Annotated in this window: 17 protein-coding genes; 14 read left to right on the top strand and 3 right to left on the bottom strand. The window is 68.3% G+C overall.

Annotation, left to right across the window (positions count from 1 at the left end; all coding sequences use genetic code 11):
* Window positions 1–365: hypothetical protein (locus QHF85_RS35460; protein ID WP_281331826.1), on the bottom strand; the 365-nt coding region annotated here is incomplete at its 3' end.
* A 231-nt stretch (window positions 366–596) separates the two neighbouring features.
* On the opposite strand from QHF85_RS35460, the gene QHF85_RS35455 reads away from it, so the two are divergent.
* The 5 genes from QHF85_RS35455 to QHF85_RS35435 all read left to right on the top strand — a co-directional run bounded on the left by QHF85_RS35455 (window position 597) and on the right by QHF85_RS35435 (window position 6032).
* Entirely contained in the window at window positions 597–1982 is a 1386-nt protein-coding gene (locus QHF85_RS35455) for a serine/threonine-protein kinase (RefSeq protein ID WP_281331825.1), read from the top strand.
* Window positions 1966–3012: a hypothetical protein gene (locus QHF85_RS35450; protein ID WP_281331824.1), complete on the top strand. Its 1047-nt coding sequence runs from the start codon at window positions 1966–1968 to the stop codon at window positions 3010–3012. Before QHF85_RS35455 ends, QHF85_RS35450 begins: the two co-directional genes overlap by 17 nt.
* 57 nt (window positions 3013–3069) lie before the next feature.
* Complete coding sequence (locus QHF85_RS35445) at window positions 3070–3690, top strand: hypothetical protein (protein WP_281331823.1); 621 nt, start codon at window positions 3070–3072, stop codon at window positions 3688–3690.
* A gap of 105 nt (window positions 3691–3795) precedes the next feature.
* On the top strand, window positions 3796–5109 hold the full coding sequence (gene mgtE / locus QHF85_RS35440) for a magnesium transporter (protein WP_281331822.1): 1314 nt from the start codon (window positions 3796–3798) through the stop codon (window positions 5107–5109).
* A 32-nt stretch (window positions 5110–5141) separates the two neighbouring features.
* A complete protein-coding gene (locus QHF85_RS35435; RefSeq protein WP_281331821.1) occupies window positions 5142–6032 on the top strand; it encodes an NAD(P)-dependent oxidoreductase in 891 nt (296 codons plus the stop codon).
* Window positions 6033–6101: 69 nt separating this feature from the next.
* On the opposite strand, the gene QHF85_RS35430 is transcribed toward QHF85_RS35435, so the two are convergent.
* Window positions 6102–7751 (bottom strand): sigma-54-dependent Fis family transcriptional regulator, encoded by a 1650-nt coding sequence (locus QHF85_RS35430; protein WP_281331820.1) that lies wholly within the window; start codon window positions 7749–7751, stop codon window positions 6102–6104.
* A gap of 156 nt (window positions 7752–7907) precedes the next feature.
* Between QHF85_RS35430 and QHF85_RS35425 the strand changes: the two genes are divergently transcribed.
* The 9 genes from QHF85_RS35425 (at window position 7908) to QHF85_RS35385 (ending at window position 17403) form a co-directional block, all read left to right on the top strand.
* Entirely contained in the window at window positions 7908–8606 is a 699-nt protein-coding gene (locus tag QHF85_RS35425) for a pirin family protein (RefSeq protein WP_281331819.1), read from the top strand.
* A gap of 45 nt (window positions 8607–8651) precedes the next feature.
* Window positions 8652–9242 carry an NAD(P)H:quinone oxidoreductase gene (gene wrbA / locus QHF85_RS35420; RefSeq protein WP_281331818.1) on the top strand — a complete coding sequence of 197 codons (591 nt, stop codon included), beginning with the start codon at window positions 8652–8654 and terminating at the stop codon, window positions 9240–9242.
* A 220-nt stretch (window positions 9243–9462) separates the two neighbouring features.
* On the top strand, window positions 9463–11514 hold the full coding sequence (locus tag QHF85_RS35415) for a hypothetical protein (protein WP_281331817.1): 2052 nt from the start codon (window positions 9463–9465) through the stop codon (window positions 11512–11514).
* A 264-nt stretch (window positions 11515–11778) separates the two neighbouring features.
* The gene (locus tag QHF85_RS35410) at window positions 11779–12249 is read left to right on the top strand and encodes a VOC family protein (protein ID WP_281331816.1); all 471 of its coding nucleotides are present in this window, start codon (window positions 11779–11781) and stop codon (window positions 12247–12249) included.
* 159 nt (window positions 12250–12408) lie between these two features.
* Window positions 12409–13395 (top strand): sulfate ABC transporter substrate-binding protein, encoded by a 987-nt coding sequence (locus QHF85_RS35405; RefSeq protein WP_348652785.1) that lies wholly within the window; start codon window positions 12409–12411, stop codon window positions 13393–13395.
* Between the two features lie 6 nt (window positions 13396–13401).
* Window positions 13402–14226 (top strand): sulfate ABC transporter permease subunit CysT, encoded by an 825-nt coding sequence (cysT, locus tag QHF85_RS35400; RefSeq protein WP_281331814.1) that lies wholly within the window; start codon window positions 13402–13404, stop codon window positions 14224–14226.
* Window positions 14216–15331: an ABC transporter permease subunit gene (locus QHF85_RS35395; protein WP_281331813.1), complete on the top strand. Its 1116-nt coding sequence runs from the start codon at window positions 14216–14218 to the stop codon at window positions 15329–15331. Before cysT ends, QHF85_RS35395 begins: the two co-directional genes overlap by 11 nt.
* Window positions 15328–16386 (top strand): sulfate/molybdate ABC transporter ATP-binding protein, encoded by a 1059-nt coding sequence (locus tag QHF85_RS35390; RefSeq protein WP_281331812.1) that lies wholly within the window; start codon window positions 15328–15330, stop codon window positions 16384–16386. The genes QHF85_RS35395 and QHF85_RS35390 overlap by 4 nt, the downstream gene beginning before the upstream one ends.
* Before the next feature lie 24 nt (window positions 16387–16410).
* A complete protein-coding gene (locus QHF85_RS35385; protein ID WP_281331811.1) occupies window positions 16411–17403 on the top strand; it encodes a sigma-54 dependent transcriptional regulator in 993 nt (330 codons plus the stop codon).
* Between the two features lie 12 nt (window positions 17404–17415).
* Here the strand turns inward: QHF85_RS35385 and QHF85_RS35380 are convergent, their stop codons facing one another.
* Window positions 17416–18546 carry a porin gene (locus QHF85_RS35380; protein WP_281331810.1) on the bottom strand — a complete coding sequence of 377 codons (1131 nt, stop codon included), beginning with the start codon at window positions 18544–18546 and terminating at the stop codon, window positions 17416–17418.
* Window positions 18547–18627: the final 81 nt, after the last annotated feature.

The raw sequence follows: 18627 nt of genomic DNA, 5'->3' as shown, positions 1-18627 counted from the left end.
GCGCCGCCCGCGCCGCCTTCGCCCCCTGCGCCGCCGGCACCCCCTTGGCCGCCTGCGCCGCCTTCGCCGCCCGTGCCTCCCGTGCCCGCGCCCCCACCTTGGCCGCCTACGCCGCCTACGCCGCCTGCGCCGCCTTCGCCGCCGGTGCCTCCCGTGCCCGCGGCTCCGCCTTCGCCGCCGGTCCCGCCGCCTCCCGCGTCGCTGCCGCCGCCGCCGCTCCCGCTCGGCGATCCGCTCGCGCCCGCGGTGCCGCTCGTCCCGACCTCGCCTCCTTCCGCGCACGAGGCCGTGTGAAACGCCGCGAGGCTGAGCCAGGCGGAGGAAAAGAGGAGGCCCATCGTGGTGCGGAAAGCTCGACTCGGCATGTCAAACCATCAAACACGGATTCGGTCCTTTGTCCACGAACCAACCCGTCCTCCGCGTGCTTCGGAAAGCACCCGCCGCCGCTTTTCGTCGGCGCGCCGATCCGTCGGAGGTGCTTCCGCGCGCATCCGATTGGAACGGTTCGTCCGCGGACGCCGGGGACAGGTGACAAAAATTCGACACGTCCGTCGCGGCGCGCGCGGCAAAACCGCTATTTCGGCTGGACACGGGCGGTGATAACGTCCGTCGTCAATATGATGGTGGCGCCGCCGCCCGGGACCATCCTGCTGGGCAAGTACCGCGTCGAGCAAGAGCTCGGCTGCGGCGGGATGGGTGTGGTCCTCGAAGCGACGCACCTCGCGCTCGGCCAGACCGTCGCCATCAAGCTCCTGAACCCGTCGCTCACGCTCTCCTCGGACGTCGTGACGCGGTTTCTCCGCGAAGCGCGCATCGCCGCGACGTTGCCCTCCGAGCACGTCGCGCGCGTGAGCGACGTCGGGCAGACCGAGACGGGCGCGCCGTACCTCGTGATGGAGCGGCTCTACGGGCACGACCTCGAAGCCGAGCTCGTGCGGCGCGGCAAGCTCCCCGTCGCCGAGGCCGTCGACCTCGCGCTGGAGGCCTGCGAGGGCATCGCGGCGGCCCACGCGCAGGGCCTCGTGCACCGGGATCTCAAGCCGGCGAACCTCTTCCTCGCCGAGCGCCCGCTTCGCCCGCGCGTGCTCAAGGTGCTCGACTTCGGCCTCTCGAAAGAGGCGCCGGGGCAGAGCGCGTCGATCACCGGGACCGACGCGGTCTTCGGCACCCCGCAGTACATGTCCCCCGAGCAGATCCAGTCGACGAAGAACGTCGACGCGCGCAGCGATCAGCACGCGCTCGGGATGATCCTGTTCGAGATGCTCGCGGGCGCGCCGCCCTACCAGGCCGAGAGCATCACGCAGCTCATCGTCGTCATCGCCACGCAGCCGCCGCCGCGCGTGCGCGAAAAACGCCCCGAGGCGCCGGCGCGGCTCGAAGAGGCGATCCTGCGTGCACTGGCGAAGCGGCCGCACGAGCGCTTCGCGGACCTCGGCGCATTCGCGGAGGCGATCGCGCCCTTCGGCGGCCCCGAGGCGAGCGCCCGGGCCGCGCGCATCGTCCACACGCTCGCGGGCACGGCGAGCGTCGAGACCGCCGCGCCGCGCCTCCCGCGCGTGCCCACGGACGAGGCGCTCACGCTCCCGCGCGGGCTCGCCCATACGCACGCGGCCCTCACGAGCTCCGTCGACCTCGGGAGCGACGGCCGGGGCCGGAAAAAACGCGCGGCGCTGTTCGCGGTCTCGGGCCTCGTCGCCACCGCGCTCGTCGTCTCGCTCGTCGTCATCACGCGATCCAGCGCGTCCCCCGAGGCCACGACGACGCCGCCCGAGGCCACGCCCGCGGCGCGCGCGCCCGAGCCGACGACGCCGCCCGCGCCGCAGCCGACGATCGCGGCGCCGCTCCCCTCCGCGGCCTCGCCCGCGACGTCGACCACGGCCACGGCGAAGACCTCGAAGCCCGCGTCGACGACGACGAAGACCTCGAAGCAAACACAAACGATCAAGCAAACCGTGGGGATTTTTGGTGGCAAGCGCAAATAGGTTCGTCCTCGTCGCCGCGTCGCTCCTCGCCCTCGCGCCCGCCGTCGCTCGCGCCGACGAGGAGCCCTCGCTCACGTCGCCCGCCGATCCCAGCGAGGCGGCGACGCTCGCCGAGACCCTCTTCCAGGACGGCAAGCGCCTGCTCGAACAAGGCGCGTTCGTCGAGGCTTGCACGAAGCTCGCCCAGAGTGACTCGCTCGATCCGGCGATCGGCACGCTCGGGCTGCTCGCGGCTTGCCACGAGCAGGAGGGCCGCACCGCCACGGCGTGGCGCGAGTACGGCGAGACGGCCCGGCGCGCGGAGGCCGTGAACGACGAGCGCGGCGCGTTCGCCCGGCAGCGCGCGAGCGCGCTCGAACCCGAGCTGCCGCGCCTGCTCGTGCGGCTGCCGAAGAGCGCCGAGGGGATCGCCGTCTTCCGCAACGGCGTGGGCCTCTCGCCGGACGAGCTCGGGGTCGCGCAGCCCATCGATCCGGGCACGTACGAGATCGTCGCGCGCCTCCCGGGCCGGCCCGAGTTCCGGACGACGGTCACGGCAGAGCCGCGCAAGGTCGCCGAGGTGGAGATCCCCGACTTGCATCCCCCAGCGCCCGCAGAGGCACCCAAGAAAAATCCTGCGCTGCTGGATCCTGGGACCTCCAACCTTTCGACCTCCAAGGAAATCGGGCCGCGCAAGGTCGGGGCGATCGTCGCGGGTGGGGTGGGGCTCGCGGGGTTTTCGATCGCGGCGGCCTTCGCGTTCTCGGCGGGGAGCCGGAACGCCTCGTCGATCTCGATTCAGGAGTCCTGCGCGACGGCGGCCTCGTGCGAGCGCGGGCGCGAGCTGCGCGAGGACGCGCTCCGGTCGGCCACGGTGGCGAACGTCGCCTTTGGCATCGGCGCGGCGGGCGCGGTGACGGCGCTCGTCCTCGCCTTGCTCCCCGAGCGCGCCGAGGCACCCAAACCCGCGACGCTGACGGGTTTCCACTACGAAGTCGCGCCCTTCGCCGACCAGACCGGGGGCGGAGCGCTTCTCATCGGAAAATTCTGATCCGACCGCTGCGAGTTGCCTTGCGGAGCGGGGCCCTCGCTCGGTAAAATACTGAACATGCGTTCCATATTCTTCACAGCATCGGTGATGGGTCTGCTCGTGTCGCTGACCGGCTGTGCCGATCTCCTCGGTATCGAGGCGTGGCAGGATCCGGCGAACGCGGACGGCAGTGGGAACAACGGCGCCGGGGCGAAGGAGGGTGACGCCGGCGAGGGCGGCGAGGGCGGCACGGGCGGCGAAGGGGGTGCCGCGCCGTGCAGCAATGGCGTGCAGGACGGGGACGAGACGGACGTCGATTGCGGCGGCACGGCGTGCGGCGCGTGCCCCGACGGCGCCGCGTGCGCGGGGGACCAGGATTGCGTGAGCGTGTTCTGCTCGGTCCGGCAGCTCTGCGCGCCGGTGGACGGGCGCGTCACGTGCGGCGCGGAGGGCGAGGACGGCCCGAGCTGCAGCGATTGCATCAAGAACAGCCTGGAGACCGACGTCGATTGCGGCGGCGACGCCTGCCATCCGTGCCGGCAAGGCAAGGCGTGCCTGCAGGACGTCGATTGCCTGAGTGGCACGTGCGTGGCGAACGTATGCGCGCTCGGCGGCCCGGGCGTCGACTGTTACGCCAATGCCGATTGCGCGAGCGGGCAATGCCTCGGCGCGGACCTCCTCGGCGGCGCTTGCCAGTGACGGATCGCAGGCTACCGCGAACGCAGCGAGCGCCCGAAAGCCCCTGAACACGGGCCCGTCGGACGGTGCCGAGCGATGGCATGATCCCTGCTGCAATGGAGGGCCATGTCCAGAGAGCGCCTCACCGCGGACGAGGTGCGTGATGTCTGGGCCACCCTCGACCCGCAAGAGCGGATCGAGGCGTTCCAGCACATGGACCGCAGCGAGGCGGACGACTTCTTCCTCGGGTTGTCCGTCCAGGAGCAAGCCACCCTCCTCGTCGCCGTGGCAAACGGGGAGCGACGTTTCTGGCTCCGGCTCCTCGCTCCCGACGACGCGGCGGACGTGATCCAGCACGTGCCCGAGCAACACCGGAGCGAGTTTCTCGACATGCTCGACGAGCCCACGCGGCGAGAGGTCTCCGCGCTGATGGCGTACGCGGAAGACGCGGCGGGCGGGCTGATGAGCCCGCGATTCGCGCGCCTCCGGCCGGAGATGAGCGTGAACGAGGCCATCCGGTATCTCCAGCGACAGGCGCAAGAGAAGCTGGAAACCATTTATTACGCGTACGTCCTCGATAGAGACCAGAAGCTTCGCGGCGTGGTGTCGTTTCGTGACCTGTTCACCGCGCCCGGAGGCAAGCCCATGGGCGACGTCATGCACACGGATGTCGTCTCCGTGCCCGAGACGATGGACCAGGAAGCCGTCGCTCGTGTCATCGCGCGGCACGATCTCCACGCGGTCCCCGTCGTGGATGCCGAAGGCCGCATGAAGGGAATCGTCACGGTCGACGACATCGTCGACGTCGTCCAGCGCGAGGCGACCGAGGACATCCAGAAGCTCGGCGGCATGGAGGCGCTCGACACGCCGTACATGCAGACGAGCCTGCGCGCCATGGTGAAGAAGAGAGCAGGATGGCTGGCCGCCCTCTTCCTCGGTGAAATGCTCACCGCGAGCGCGATGGGCCATTACGAGGAGGAGATCGCGAGGGCCGTCGTTCTGGCGCTCTTCGTGCCCCTCATCATTTCGAGCGGCGGCAATTCAGGATCGCAGGCGACGACGCTCATCATTCGGGCCATGGCGCTCGGCGAGGTCACCGTCAACGACTGGTGGCGCATCCTCCGCCGCGAGCTTCTCGCGGGCGTTTCGCTGGGCATCCTCCTCGCTGCGATCGGGCTCGTCCGAATTCTCCTGTGGCAAGCGGCCTTCCACACGTACGGAGAGCATTTCATGAAGGTCGCCGGGACGGTCGCGGTGAGCCTCGTCGGCGTCGTGACCTGGGGGACGATCGCTGGCTCGATGCTGCCGTTTGCGATCCGGCGCCTCGGCTTCGATCCGGCCAGCGCGTCCGCGCCCTTCGTGGCGACGCTCGTCGATGTCTCGGGCCTCATCATTTACTTCAACGTCGCCCACGTCCTCTTGCGAGGAAGTCTGCTGTGAACCATGGACGCGGCGCGAAAGGAGGCTTTTCGATGAAGGTGGGTTTCATTGGGCTCGGCGCGATGGGGCAAGGGATGGCGAAGAACCTGCTTGCCGCGGGCCACGAGCTCTCGATTTACAACCGTACGAAGGAGAAGGCCGAAGCCCTCGGCGCCGCCGGCGCGCGCGTCGCGGAGACGCCCGCCGAGGCGGCGCGCGGGGCCGAGGCGGTCTTCTCGATGCTCGCGGAGGACAGCGCCGTGGAGAAGGTCGTCTTCGCCGAGAACGGCCTGCTCGCGGGGCTCGCGCGCGGGGCGGTGCACATCTCGTCGAGCACGATCTCGGTCGCGCTCTCGGAGCGGCTCGTGGCGGCGCACGCGGCGGCGGGGCAGGGCTATGTCGCGGCCCCGGTCTTCGGGCGCCCCGAGGCGGCCGCGGCCAAGCAGCTCTGGGTGGTCGCGGCCGGGCCGCGGGCCGAGGTGGATCGGGTGAGACCGCTGCTCGAAGCCATCGGGCGCGGGCTCCGCGTGGTCGGCGAGGAGCCGACGGCCGCGAACGTGGTCAAGCTCGCGGGCAATTTCGTGATCGCGTCGTCGATCGAGGCGTTCGGCGAGGCCTATGCATTCGCGCGCAAGCAGGGCGTCTCGCCGCCGGACCTCCAGGCCGTGTTGATGGAGCTGTTCGGCGGCTCGGCGGTCCTCGCGCGGTACGTGGAGCTCATCGCCTCCGAAGCGTACGAGCCCGCGGGCTTCAAGGTCGAGCTCGGGCTCAAGGACATGCGCCTCGTCCTCGCAGCCGCGGACGCGTCCACGACGCCGATGCCGCTCGCGAGCCTCCTGCGGGACAACTATCTCGCCGCGACGGCGCAGGGCCGAGGTGATCTCGATTGGTCGGCGCTGGGGCTCTTCGCGGCGGAGCGCGCGGGGCTTCGCGGGCGCCGCTGAGGCATCCCGCCGGTTCGGCTTGCCCGCCCCCCCGAACCTGCTCGCCTATCGAGGCCCACGAGCGATTCGCTACGACGCCTCGGCGTACTCCTTGAGCTTCCGGTAGAGCGTCGCCACGCCGATCCCGAGCTTCGCCGCGGCCTCCTTGCGGTTGCCTCCCTCGGCCGCGAGCGTCGCGAGGATGTGCTCCCGCTCGACCTCGGCGAGCGGACGTGGTGAAAACGCCTTGGTTTCGCGCGGCGCGCCGGCCGTCACGCCCCCGATCTCCGGCGGCAGATCGACCACCTCGATCGTCGCCCCCTCCGAGAGGATCCGCGCCCGCTCCATGGCATTGACGAGCTCGCGCACGTTGCCCGGCCAGGCGTGCTCGTAGAGCGCGCGGCACGCCGATTTGCCGAGGTCCTTCGGCGCCTCCCCTTCCCGCGCCGCCGCCTCCGAGAGCTGCCGCCGCGCGATCGGCAGGATGTCCTCCGGCCGCTCGCGCAGCGGCGGGATCGCGATCTCCACGACCCGCAGCCGAAAATAAAGATCCTGCCGGAAGCGCCCCTGCGCCACGGCCGCCGCGAGATCCCGGTGCGTCGCCGCGACGATCCGCACGTCGATCGGCCGCGTCCGGTTCTCGCCCACCCGCCGCACCTCGCGCTCTTCGAGCACCCGCAGCAATTTCGCCTGCATCGCGAGCGGGATCTCGCCCACCTCGTCGAGGAACAACGTCCCGCCCCGCGCCGCCTCGAAGAGCCCCGCCCGCTCCGTCACGGCCCCGCTGAATGCGCCCTTCGCGTGCCCGAAGAGCTCGCTTTCGAGCAGGCTCTCCGGCACGGCCGCGCAGTTGATCGCCACCATCGGCCCGCCCACCCGCGGCGACGCGTCGTGCACGAGCCGCGCGATCCGCTCCTTGCCCACCCCGCTTTCGCCGAGGATCAGCACCGTCGCGTTTGTCCGGGCGACCCGCCGCGCCATCGCGACCACGCCCCGCATGGCCTCGCTCCGCGCCACGAGCCCCGGCACCTCGGCCTCGTCGTCGCCCGCCGAGAGCAGCCGCTCGGCGCGGAGCAGCCGCGTCTCGGCGCGCCGCAACGCCCGCTGCACGTGCCGGAGCGACGCGTCGAGGCAGTCTGTCTCGTAAAACGAGAGCTGCGGCTCGATCGCCTCGCCCCACTCCTCGCGGCTCCGCCCGATCATCCGGCAAACGGCATCGCCTTTCCCGCGGCACGACTCCTCCAGGGCGAAGATGGGCCGGCCATTGACGCGGCTCAGATAACCGCTCGCGAATCCGGCGAGCGTCCAGCACACCGGCTCCGTCGCCTGCCCGAGGTGCAGGAGGTGCTGCTCCGCCTCGTACGAGTCGTGCCATATCGCGTCGGCGAAGGGCTCGGGCCCGGGGCGCCCGGCGGGCTCGACCGGCTCGAACGTCACGAGCCCCCAGAGCCGGTGCAGCCGCCCGCCCGCGATGCGCCATTCTCGCTCGTCTGCCCAGGGGATCCCCTCGCGCAGCGCCTCCGCCGTCCGCCAGCCGTGACCGTAGCCGAAGCGCGTCAGCACCGCGCGCGCCGCGTGGTAGCCGAAGCTCTCGATGAGCTGCTTGCGCAGGAGCCCGAGCGCGACCGCGTCGAAGAGCAGCACGCGCTCGCCCGCGAAGCGCATCACCCCGCCCTTCGGGTTGAACGAGAACAGATCCGAGAGCCGCAGATCGGCAGCCCGCATGCCCGTGGTTTTCATCTTGAGAGCCCCGAGTCTATCATTTTGATAGACGTTTCGAAGGCGAACCTCGCGTTCCTCGCGAAAAAGCGCCTGTCCGGGCTTGGCACAGCGCGTGCTCTAGTGAAGGGCGAACGGACAGCGCCCCGCACGAAGCCGGGGACCTAGGAGACCACGATGATCAAGCTGCGACGCTCGGACGACCGCGGACACGCCAATCACGGCTGGCTCGACTCGTACCACACGTTCTCGTTCGCCAACTATTACGATCCGGCCCACATGGGCTTCCGGTCGCTCCGGGTCATCAACGAGGACCGCGTCTTGCCGGCCCAGGGCTTCGGCACGCACCCGCACCGGGACATGGAGATCGTCTCGTACGTGCTCGACGGCGCCCTGGAGCACAAGGACTCGATGGGCACCGGCTCGGTCATTCGGCCGGGCGACGTGCAGCGCATGAGCGCGGGCACGGGCGTCACACACAGCGAGTTCAACGGGTCGCGCAAGGATCGCGTGCATTTCCTGCAGATCTGGATCGTGCCCGAGGAGCGCGGAATCGCGCCCAGCTACGAGCAGAAGAACTTCTCGGACGCGGACAAACAGGGCCGGCTTCGCCTCATCGCCTCGCGGGACGGCCGCGACGGCAGCGTCACGATCCACCAGGACGCGAGCTTGTTCGCCGCGATCCTCGTCGACGGCGAAGAGGCGCGCCACGTGCTCGCGGACGGCAGGCACGCCTACGTGCACGTCGCGAAGGGCGAAGTGAAGCTCGGCGAAACCGTGCTCCACGCGGGCGACGGCGCGGCGATCAGCGGCGAAAAGGAGCTCGTCTTCAGCGGTCACGGAAAAGGAGAGGTGCTCCTCTTCGATCTCGCGTGATAGCGTAGCCCCGATCTTTCCATCTGGACGGAGTAGACAGCCACCATGCCCAACGTAGCGATCATCTATTATTCGTCGACGGGGACCAACCACGCGATGGCGAACGCCGTCGGCGAAGGCGCGAGCGCAGTGGGGGCCGAGGTGCGCCTCCGCCTCGTCGCCGAGACCGCGCCGGACGCGGCCATCGATCGAAACCCGGCGTGGCGCGCGTTCGTCGACAAGACGAAGGACGAGCCGAAGGCCTCGCTCGACGACCTCGACTGGGCTGACGCCGTCGTCATCGGCACACCCACGCGCTTCGGCAACGTGGCCGCGCAGATGAAGTCGTTCATCGACACGGCGGGCGGCCTCTGGTTCCAGGGCAAACTCGCGAACAAGGTGTATTCGGGCTTCACGTCCGCGCAGAACGCGAACGGCGGGCAGGAGTCGACGCTGCTCGCGCTTTACAACACGTTCTACCACTGGGGCGGCCTCATCGTGACGCCGGGCTACACCGACGCGCTCGTGTTCGCGTCCGGCGGCAACCCCTACGGCCCCTCCGTCACGGCGAACGGCGCGCCCACCGAGCACGACATCGCCCACGCGAAATATCTCGGCAAGCGCGTCGCCGAAATGGCGAAGAAGCTCCGCGCCTGACGCGCCGCTCCATGCTGCACCGCAGCACGCACATCCGACGTCCGTGCGCGGTGCAGCAATTCTTCCCCCATCACACCTCTTCGCACCCGCAGCATCAAACGAACCTCCTGGTTCGAACGATGCTTGAAAACGCCTCGCATCATCGATAGGCATGGACGGCCCGCACTTGCTGCGGTTGCACAACCCGGGCCCCCCGGCGGGCGCTGCCCAGGAGGTTTCCATGCTTAAATCCGCGATTCCCCGTCCTTCTCTCGCGCTCACGGCGCTCTTCGCGGCGCTCTCCGCCATGGGCTGCGTCGTGTCGACCGACGACGCCGACCTCGCGCCGGGCGACGACGAGACCGCCGAAGCCGCCTCCGCCATCACGTTCATCTCCGATCCCGAAGCCTATTTCGATCCCCCCGCGACCACGACGTTCTCGCAGAGCTACAAGGTCGTCGGCGCCATCACGCCGCCGAGCTTCTCCTGGGGCAAGATCGAGCTGCTCGAAGGGCGGCAGAAGTTCCGCACCGAGGGGTACAACCTGCGCACGGCGAAGGGGCGCTGGCAGGACACGTTCGAGGACTCCACCTATCCGCTGCGCACCTACTTCGGCGCCCTGAACCAGCACCTCGTCGACGGGTTCAACCTCCAATACAAGAACGCCTGCGCCGGCTCCGTCGGCTCGACCGCGGCCGCCGCTTGTCCGGACAAGGGGCCCACGCGCCCCGAGGCGCGCTTCGTGCTCCTCCATCACGGCCCGAAGACCGCGCTCGACCAGTGTGACAAGACGAAGGCCCCGGTGCTGCTCGTGCACGGCGCCATGCAGAACGCGAACGTGTGGCTCCGGCCGAGCGGCGACGACGGCACAGGCAAGCTCTACCCCGGCATGACACAGGCGACGGGCTTCGTGCAGGCCCTCGAGGCCGAGGGTTTCTGCACCTACGCCACGACCTTCGGCAACTTCCACGGCGACAACTTCAACCAGGCCATTCACATCGCGAACGCGCTCTCGCGCATCCGCACGCTCACGGGGCGGCCGAAGGTGAACCTCGTCGCCTGGAGCAAGGGCGTCGTCGCGGCGGACCTCTACATGTCGAGCCCCGCGACCTGGACCGACTGGGGCCCGAAGTATTTCGAGCAGCTCGCGGCGCTCCAGTCGCTCGGCGTGCCGAACTTCCGCAAGGACGTGCGCACCTACGTCGCGCTCTCCGGCCCGCACCTCGGCATCGACCTGAACTTCCGCCACCCGTTCAACCCGCTGCTCATCTACAGCACGGCGGAGAACGCGCCGCTCGGCCAGGGCCCCGTGACCTGGAGCTACATGTCCGCCGTGCAATGCGTGACCTGGGGGTATGCGGATTCGCCGAACGACATCTTCCCGAACCCCTATGCTTATTCGGTCTGCGAGAACCGCGGCGGCACGTGGCTCGATTACTGGCGCCGCATTTACACGTCGAACATCACGGGCCTCGACGCGACGGGCCTGCCGCTCGCGCCGAAGTCGCTGAAGACGCTCAACACCGAGCAAGGCGCCTCGTCCACGGGCTACACGTTCGACAAGTACAACCTGGCCATGTGGGGCTCGGTCGACGACAAGGGCAAGCTCGTCTCGGCGTACCTCGGCCAGATGCAGGTCACCTACGATCTGCGCCCGTACTACCCGCTGCCGAACCGGCAGGACGATCCGGTCAGCTACGACTGGTCCACGCTCGACACGGACGAGACGAAGTGGCGCGACTGGATCGCCATCAAGACGAACTACAACCCGGCGAACGTCTTCGGCGGCGCCGGCTGGATCATGGACGATTCCGGGCACACGACCTGCCGCGCGACCGCGTTCGACCCCGCGACGGCTTGCCGCGCGAAGCACCTCTATTACGACAGCCTCACGGCGGAGTCGTATTCGCTCGGCTATGCGCAGTACAAGCTGATGGACGGCATCGGCATCAAGGCCGTCATGGAAATGGGCGGCAATCTCATCGAGAGGCTGCGGGCGCGTGGCCTCAGCACGAGCCTCGATTACCTCTACGTGCTGCACGGCACCTCGGGCGGCGCGAGCGGACAGGTCTTCGAGATCGACGGCATGACCTGCCCGACCTGCGCTCCCAAGGGCGACGGCGTGCTCTTCGACGTGAGCGTCGCGGCCCGGGATCAGCTCACACAGGGCTGGACCGCGACGAACAAGACGAACAAGTCGAAGCAGGAGGGCGTGCCCTACGGCCACCTCGAGGTCGGCGTGACGCCTGCCGTCTGGACGAAGATGATCAACCAGTTCAAGGCGCTGCCCTGATCCGGATTCCTACGGGTTCGCCGGGCTCGTCACGCCGTCCGCGGCGCTGAGGGGCTCGGCGGGCCCGCTCGCTTCGCCCGCCCGAATTGCACGACATCGCCCGCGACGGCCCGCTCGTTCGTCCACGCCGATCCCCTTCTCCTTCGGCGACGTGGCGCGGTCGCCGGGGCATGGAAGCCTCCGCGTATCCAGCTAGATTTCCATTCGACTGGCCACGCCAGCGCATCCTTCCTTCCACGCGGACATCACGCAGGAGAACAGCTCATGACCCACAGCGCCACGACGGGCGAGAAGTCGAAGCAGGACTCGATCGTCAAGCCCCACAGGTTGTCGCACGGCACGCTCATCTGCGCCGACATGCAGAGAACGCGCCGTTTCTACGAGGAGTTCCTCGGGCTCGAGGTCGTGCGCCATGCCCCCTCCGCGATGATGTTCCGCCTGAGCACCGGCATACACGTCGTCTGCGTCGAGTGCGGGCCGAGCAAGCTGTGGGGGATGCACGTGCTCCATCACTGGGGAATCGATGTCGGCACGGAAAAGGAAGTCGACGACGCGTATCAGAGCGCCCTCGAACACAAAGACGAATACGGCATCCGCGCGATCATGAAACCCGTCACGCAGCACGGAGCCTACTCCTTCTATCTCCAGGATCTCGACCAGAACTGGTGGGAGATCCAGTGCTCTCCCCTGGATCACGAGGCGTACTTCGCTCGCGGCGATGTCGTGTCGTCGTGACACGCGCAGTGTCCTACACCACACAACATCATCCGCCATGACGGACATCCTGCAAATTTACCTGGACATGTCCGTTATAGCGGACATACCTTCCTCATCGTGGCGTACATTCCGACAGGTGGGAGGGCGGGCCGACGCGCGGCGATCACCGCCTTGATCGTGGGCGCGCTCGGGCTCGTCGCCTGCGGCAAATCGAAATCCGGGGGCGCGGCCAAGGACGTCGAGCTCCTGAACGTCTCGTACGACCCGACCCGGGAGCTCTGGCGCGACCTGAACGAAAAGTTCATCGCTGCCTACGAGAAAGAATCGGGCACGAAGGTCACCATCAAGCAATCGCACGGCGGCTCCAGCACGCAGGCCCGCGCCGTCATCGACGGACTCGAAGCGGACGTCGTCACGCTCGCCTCCTACCTCGATACCGAAGCCATCAGCAAAAAGGGCCTCATCCAGCCGAATTGGATCGACAAGCTCCCGTCTCGCTCTTTGCCGTACACGTCCACGGTCATCTTCGTGGTGCGCAAAGGCAATCCGAAAGCCATCAAGGATTGGCCGGACCTCATCAAGCCCGGCGTCGAGGTGATCACGCCGAACCCGAAGACCTCGGGCAACGGCTATCTCTCGTTCTTCAGCGCGTGGGGCTCCGTCGTCCTGCGCGGCGGCTCCCGCGACGACGCGATCACGTACGTGACCCAGCTCTACAAACAGGTCCCGGTCCTCGACTCGGGCGCGCGCGGCGCGACGACCACGTTCGTCCAGAAAAAGATCGGCGACGTCCACCTCGCCTGGGAGAACGAAGCCCACCTCGAAGTGCGCGAGGCGAAGGGCGAGCTCGAGCTCGTGTATCCGCCCATCAGCATCCGCGCCGAGCCCCACGTCGCCATCGTCGACGGCAACGTCGACCGCAAGGACACCCGCAAAGCCGCGGAGGCGTACCTCAAATTTGCGTATACCGACGAGGGCCAGGAGATCGCCGCGAAACATTTCTATCGGCCGTCGAACGAGGCCATCCTGAAGAAACACGCCGCGACCTTCCCGGAGCTCCGCCTCTTCGCCATCACCGAGATCGCGAAGGATTTCCCCGACGCGCACAAGCAGTTCATCGGCGAGGGCGGCGTCTTCGACACCATCTACAGCCCGAAGAAGTAGCCGCGCATGGCGAGCGTGAACCGAAGAGTGCTCCCGGGTTTCTCCCTGACCCTGGGGTATACGGTCTTTTACCTCGGCGTCCTCGTGCTCCTGCCGATCACGGCCGTCTTCATCAAAGCGAGCTCGCTCTCGCTGCACGAATTCCTCGGCGCGGTATGGACCGAGCGCGCGCGCGCCGCCTATCTCCTGACCTTCGGCACCTCGTTCCTCGCCGCGGTCGCGAACGTCGTCCTCGGCGGGCTCATCGCCTGGGTGCTCACGCGGTACACGTTCCCGGGCAAACGCATCCTCGACTCGCTCGTCGACCTGCCGCTGGCGCTCCCGACCGCGGTCGGCGGCCTCATCTATGCCAGCCTGTACGTGGAAAACGGCTGGATCGGGAGGTATCTCGTCCCCTTGGGGATCCGCGGCGCCTATACGAGGCTCGGGATCGTGCTCGTCCTCATCTTCGTCGGCCTGCCTTTCGTGGTGCGGACCGTGCAGCCGGTCCTCGAAGACCTCGATCCGGAGGCCGAGGAGGCCTCGTCCTCGCTCGGCGCGACGCGCTGGCAGACGTTCACCCACGTGATCCTCCCGACGCTGTATCCCGCGCTCATCACGGGGTTTGCCCTCGCGTTCGCACGCTCCATCGGCGAATACGGATCGGTCGTCTTCATCTCGGGAAACATGCCATTCAAGACCGAGATCGCCCCGATCCTGATCGTCGCGCGCCTGGAGGAGTTCGCTTATGGCGAGGCGACGGCCATCGCCGTCGTGCTGCTCGCCATTTCGTTCTCGATGCTGCTCGTGGTCAACCTCCTGGAGAGCTGGAGCCGGCGCCATGACCGTTGAGACGGCGGAGGTCCGCGACGCGCCTCGCACGCGGGCCGCGACGATGAAGATCCGGCGAGCGCAGCAGGATCCCGCGTGGCTGCGGTGGAGTCTCACCGGGCTCGCGGCCTTCGTCGTGGGCGTGCTGATCGTCATTCCCGTGCTCAACGTATTCGCCGGGGCGCTCGCCGAGGGCGCGGGGGTTTACTGGAAAAACCTCGTCGACGATCCCGACACGCTCCACGCGGTCGGCCTGACGCTCACCGTCGTGCCCATCGCGGTGACGGCGAACGTCATCTTCGGCGTCGCGGCGGCCTGGGCGATCGCGCGGTTCTCGTTTCCGGGACGAACCTTCCTCACGGCCCTCATCGACCTGCCGTTCTCGGTCTCCCCCGTGGTCGCCGGGCTCATGTTCGTGCTGATCTTCGGCCTCCAGGGGTATTTCGGGGCCTTCCTGCGCCGCGACGGATACGCGATCATGCCGTACCTCGTCGCGGCCGTCCTCGTCCTCCTTCTCGCCGTCGCTTATTTCGTGTTTCGGCCGAGCCACCCGCGCGCGCGACGTGGCCTCTGGAAAACGCCTCCCCTCGCCCTGGCCGTCGCCGGCGCCACGGTGTTCGCGCTCCTCGTCCTCGGACAGCAGGCGTTCGAGGTGTGGCCCGCGAATAAGAGCCTCAAGATCATCTTCGCCACGCCGGGGCTCGTCCTCGCCACCGCATTCGTGACGTTCCCCTTCGTGGCGCGCGAGCTCATCCCCGTGATGAACGCCGTCGGCGCGGACGAGGAGCTCGCGGCGCTGAGCCTCGGAGCGAGCGGCTGGCAGATGTTCTGGCACGTCACGGTGCCGAACGTGAAATGGGGGCTCGTGTACGGCATCATTTTGTGCAATGCCCGCGCGATGGGAGAGTTTGGCGCGGTGTACGTCGTGTCCGGGCACATCGCCGGGGAGACCGACACCATGCCGCTCCGGATCGAGAAGCTGTTCCAGGAGTACAACATGCCGGGATCGTTCGCGGTCGCGTCCGTGCTGACGCTGCTCGCCATCTTGACGCTCATCGTCAAGCGGAAGCTCGAAGATCGCATCCCGCAATCCGAAGAGGGCCGCCGCACGGGAGCACATCCATGAGCATCCGGATCCAGGGGGTATCCAAGAACTTCGGCAGCTTCCGGGCCCTCGACGACGTGAGCCTCGACGTCCCGAGCGGCTCGCTCCTCGCCCTGCTCGGCCCGTCCGGCTCGGGGAAAACCACGCTCCTCCGGATCATCGCGGGATTGGAGGTCGCCGACCGCGGCACCGTCCTGCACCACGACGAGAACATCACCGAATACGAGGCCCGGGATCGCAAGGTAGGCTTCGTCTTCCAGCATTATGCCCTGTTCCGGCACATGACGATCGCCGAGAACATCGGATACGGGCTCCGCGTGCGCGGCGTGCCGAAGCAGGAGAGGCAAACGCGGGTCGACGAGCTCCTCAAGTTGATCCGCCTCGACGGCCTCGGATCCCGGTATCCGGCGCAGCTCTCCGGCGGGCAACGGCAGCGCGTCGCCCTCGCCCGCGCGCTCGCGGCGCGGCCGAACGTCCTCTTGCTCGACGAGCCGTTCGGCGCGCTCGACGCGCGGGTGCGGACGGAGCTACGGCAATGGCTTCGCAAGCTCCACGAGGAGATCCAGGTCACGAGCGTCTTCGTCACGCACGATCAGGAAGAGGCCTTCGAGGTCGCCGATCACGTCGTGATCATGAACGAAGGCAGAATCGAGCAAGTGGGCACGCCGGTCGAGGTGTTCGAGCGCCCCGCGAATGCGTTCGTCATGGACTTCCTCGGCAACGTCAACGTGTTCCACGGCCGCGTCGAGCGCGGCCGGGCCGTCGTCTCGGGCCTCACGGTGGCCTACCCCGATTATCCGCACCCCGAGGCGCGCGACGCCGCCGTGTACGTGCGTCCGCACGAGCTCGACGTCGAGCGCAATCGCACCGAGGCCGGCGGCCTCGCCGCGAAGATCCTGCACGTGAACCCGACCGGATCGCGGACCAAGGTGGAGCTCCGCGCGCTCGACTCGAATCAATTGATCAATGTGGAGCTCACGCCCGAGCGCTTCGCCGAGCTCGGGCTGAAATCGGGCGAGACGGTCCACGTCTCGCCGCGCAGGGTGCGCGTGTTCGTGCCCGATTACGAGATCTGAGCCTCATCCGAGGAAACGATGGACATGAGCGAGTTCGTGATCGGAGCATCCGCCGGGCTCAAACCGGTGATGGAGCGCGTCCTTCAGGTAGCGCCCACGGACGCGCCGGTGCTCGTGCTGGGCGAGACTGGCTCCGGCAAAGAGGTCATCGCGCGGGCCATCCACGCGCGCTCGCGGCGCGCACACGGGCCCGTGGTGCGCGTCAATTGCGGCGCCATCCCCTCGGAGCTCGTCGATTCGGAGCTCTTCGGCCACGAGCGCGGGGCGTTCACCGGCGCGGTGGGCACGCGCAAAGGCTGGTTCGAGCGCGCGGACGGCGGCACGCTCTTCCTCGACGAGGTCGGCGAATTGCCGCGCGCGGCGCAGGTTCGCCTCCTGCGCGTGCTCCAGGAGGGCACGATCGAGCGCGTCGGCGGGAACGAGACGATCCACGTGGACGTGCGCATCGTCGCGGCCACGCATCGTCACCTCGAAAGCATGGTGGCCGATGGGACGTTCCGGGAAGATCTCTGGTATCGCCTGAGCGTCTTCCCCATTCGATTGCCCGCGCTGCGCGACCGCCTGGAAGACCTCCCGGCCCTCGCGGCGCATTTCGCCGAGAGCGCGGGCAAACGCCTCGGCGGACCGGGGCTCTCGCCGACGGCCGCGGACCTCGACCTGCTCCGTCGTTATGCGTGGCCGGGCAACGTGCGCGAGCTCGCGGCCGTGATCGAGCGCGGCGCGATCCTCGGCAATGGCAAGCGACTCGAGCTCGCGGCCGCGCTCGGGGGCGTGACCGTGAAGCCGCCCTCGCGCCCGCCAGCGGTGGTCCACGACGCGGAGGAAATCGTGACCCTCGACGAGGCGACGGCCGCGCACATTCGCCGCGCCCTCGCCGCGCGGGGCGGCCGCATCGAGGGCCCCTTCGGCGCGGCGCGCTTGCTCGGGATCAACCCGCACACGCTCCGCGCGCGCATGCGCAAGCTCGGCATCGAATGGTCGCACTTCCGCGAGCCTCCGATGCAACCGAGCCGCTAGGCTCCGCATCGTTCAGAACGTCGCGTCGAGCTGGAGGTGAGCCACGTGGTTCGCCTTCTCGAAATCGAAGTCGTGCGGCATCCGGGCGATCCAGTCGGCTTGTAGCTTCAGCTTGTGCTTGTTGAAGTAATAGTTGAGCCCGACGCCCACTTCCTGCCCGCGGCTCTCGACCTCGGAGACGAGCTTCGGGTCGGTCCCTCCGAACGCGTACAATCGAGAGAACCGCGCCACGACCTCGATCGGCGGCTCGAACACGTACGACGCCTGAAACACCGTGCCCTGGCCCGAGCGCGTGTACTCGGTGCGGGGATTGCCGTCCTCGTCCGTCGACTCGATCCTGTCCGCGCTCGCGCGCTTCCACAGGTACTCGCCCTGGAGCGCGAATCCGCGCCATTTGAACACGAGATCCGCCGCCGCGTGCAGGTAATCCGTCGTCCCGCCGAGGAACGTCGCGCCCGTCGTGCTCCGCAATCGGTTCGTGTTGTAGTTCGCCGCGAACGCGCCGCCGAAGGCCAGGCCCGGCTTCTTCCTGCGTTCGAGATCGCCCTCGGAATCATCGTCGATCTTGCCGAGCGGACGGAGCTCGAGCCGCCCCACGAAGAGCGCGCCGGGCTCCCGCGACGTGGTGAGGTTCGTCCCGCCTCCGCCGAATGCGCTGAGCCGCCACGCGACCGGGGATTCTTTCCCCAGGAAATTCTCCGAATAAATCGTGATGCCCGCGTCGCGATCGAGCGTCAGCTCGCCGACGGGCACCGGCCGGTCGGCCATCTGCAGCGCGAACTCGCGGACCGTCCGCAATCGATCGAAGGGAACGAAAAACTGCCCGGCTCGTACATTGAAATCACGGTGGATCTTCCAGTCGATATAAGCGTCGAAGATCGGAGACGTCGCGCCGTCGCGAAAGTCACGTCCAGCAATGGCGAGCTGAATCATGTAGGTCAGCTCGGGCCGATAGACGTGGCCGGAGAACCAGAGGCGCGCCGTCCCGATGTTGACGATCTGCTGGAAATCCCGCTCGCCCAGATCATCCGCAGGAGGCACGTTGATCTGGTAGCGGAGCTGGATCCGGCTCCGGGCATTGAACGAGAACACGTCCCCGACCTTCACCGTCACCCCATTGCCGGGGGAGCCGGAGATCTCCACCGGAGGTTTCGGTTCCGCCCCGGCGGCGCTCCCGGGCAGCCCGAGCGCCGCTCCCAAAACGAAGGCGCAATACGGCACCAA

Source organism: Polyangium sp. 6x1 (genome assembly GCF_029946515.1).
Classification (GTDB): Bacteria; Myxococcota_A; Polyangia; order Polyangiales; family Polyangiaceae; genus Polyangium.
Note: the sequence above shows the minus strand (reverse complement) of the source record. Positions and strands in the feature narration are given on the sequence as shown.

Excerpts from the sequence above, each read along its gene's own strand:
- QHF85_RS35410 (WP_281331816.1), top strand. The coding sequence starts at position 11,779 with ATGACCCACAGCGCCACGACGGGCGAGAAGTCGAAGCAGGACTCGATC.
- mgtE (WP_281331822.1), top strand. The coding sequence starts at position 3,796 with ATGTCCAGAGAGCGCCTCACCGCGGACGAGGTGCGTGATGTCTGGGCC.
- QHF85_RS35415 (WP_281331817.1), top strand. The coding sequence starts at position 9,463 with ATGCTTAAATCCGCGATTCCCCGTCCTTCTCTCGCGCTCACGGCGCTC.
- QHF85_RS35395 (WP_281331813.1), top strand. The coding sequence starts at position 14,216 with ATGACCGTTGAGACGGCGGAGGTCCGCGACGCGCCTCGCACGCGGGCC.
- QHF85_RS35385 (WP_281331811.1), top strand. The coding sequence starts at position 16,411 with ATGAGCGAGTTCGTGATCGGAGCATCCGCCGGGCTCAAACCGGTGATG.
- QHF85_RS35430 (WP_281331820.1), bottom strand. The coding sequence starts at position 7,751 with ATGAAAACCACGGGCATGCGGGCTGCCGATCTGCGGCTCTCGGATCTG.
- QHF85_RS35435 (WP_281331821.1), top strand. The coding sequence starts at position 5,142 with ATGAAGGTGGGTTTCATTGGGCTCGGCGCGATGGGGCAAGGGATGGCG.
- QHF85_RS35390 (WP_281331812.1), top strand. The coding sequence starts at position 15,328 with ATGAGCATCCGGATCCAGGGGGTATCCAAGAACTTCGGCAGCTTCCGG.
- cysT (WP_281331814.1), top strand. The coding sequence starts at position 13,402 with ATGGCGAGCGTGAACCGAAGAGTGCTCCCGGGTTTCTCCCTGACCCTG.
- QHF85_RS35445 (WP_281331823.1), top strand. The coding sequence starts at position 3,070 with ATGCGTTCCATATTCTTCACAGCATCGGTGATGGGTCTGCTCGTGTCG.
- wrbA (WP_281331818.1), top strand. The coding sequence starts at position 8,652 with ATGCCCAACGTAGCGATCATCTATTATTCGTCGACGGGGACCAACCAC.
- QHF85_RS35425 (WP_281331819.1), top strand. The coding sequence starts at position 7,908 with ATGATCAAGCTGCGACGCTCGGACGACCGCGGACACGCCAATCACGGC.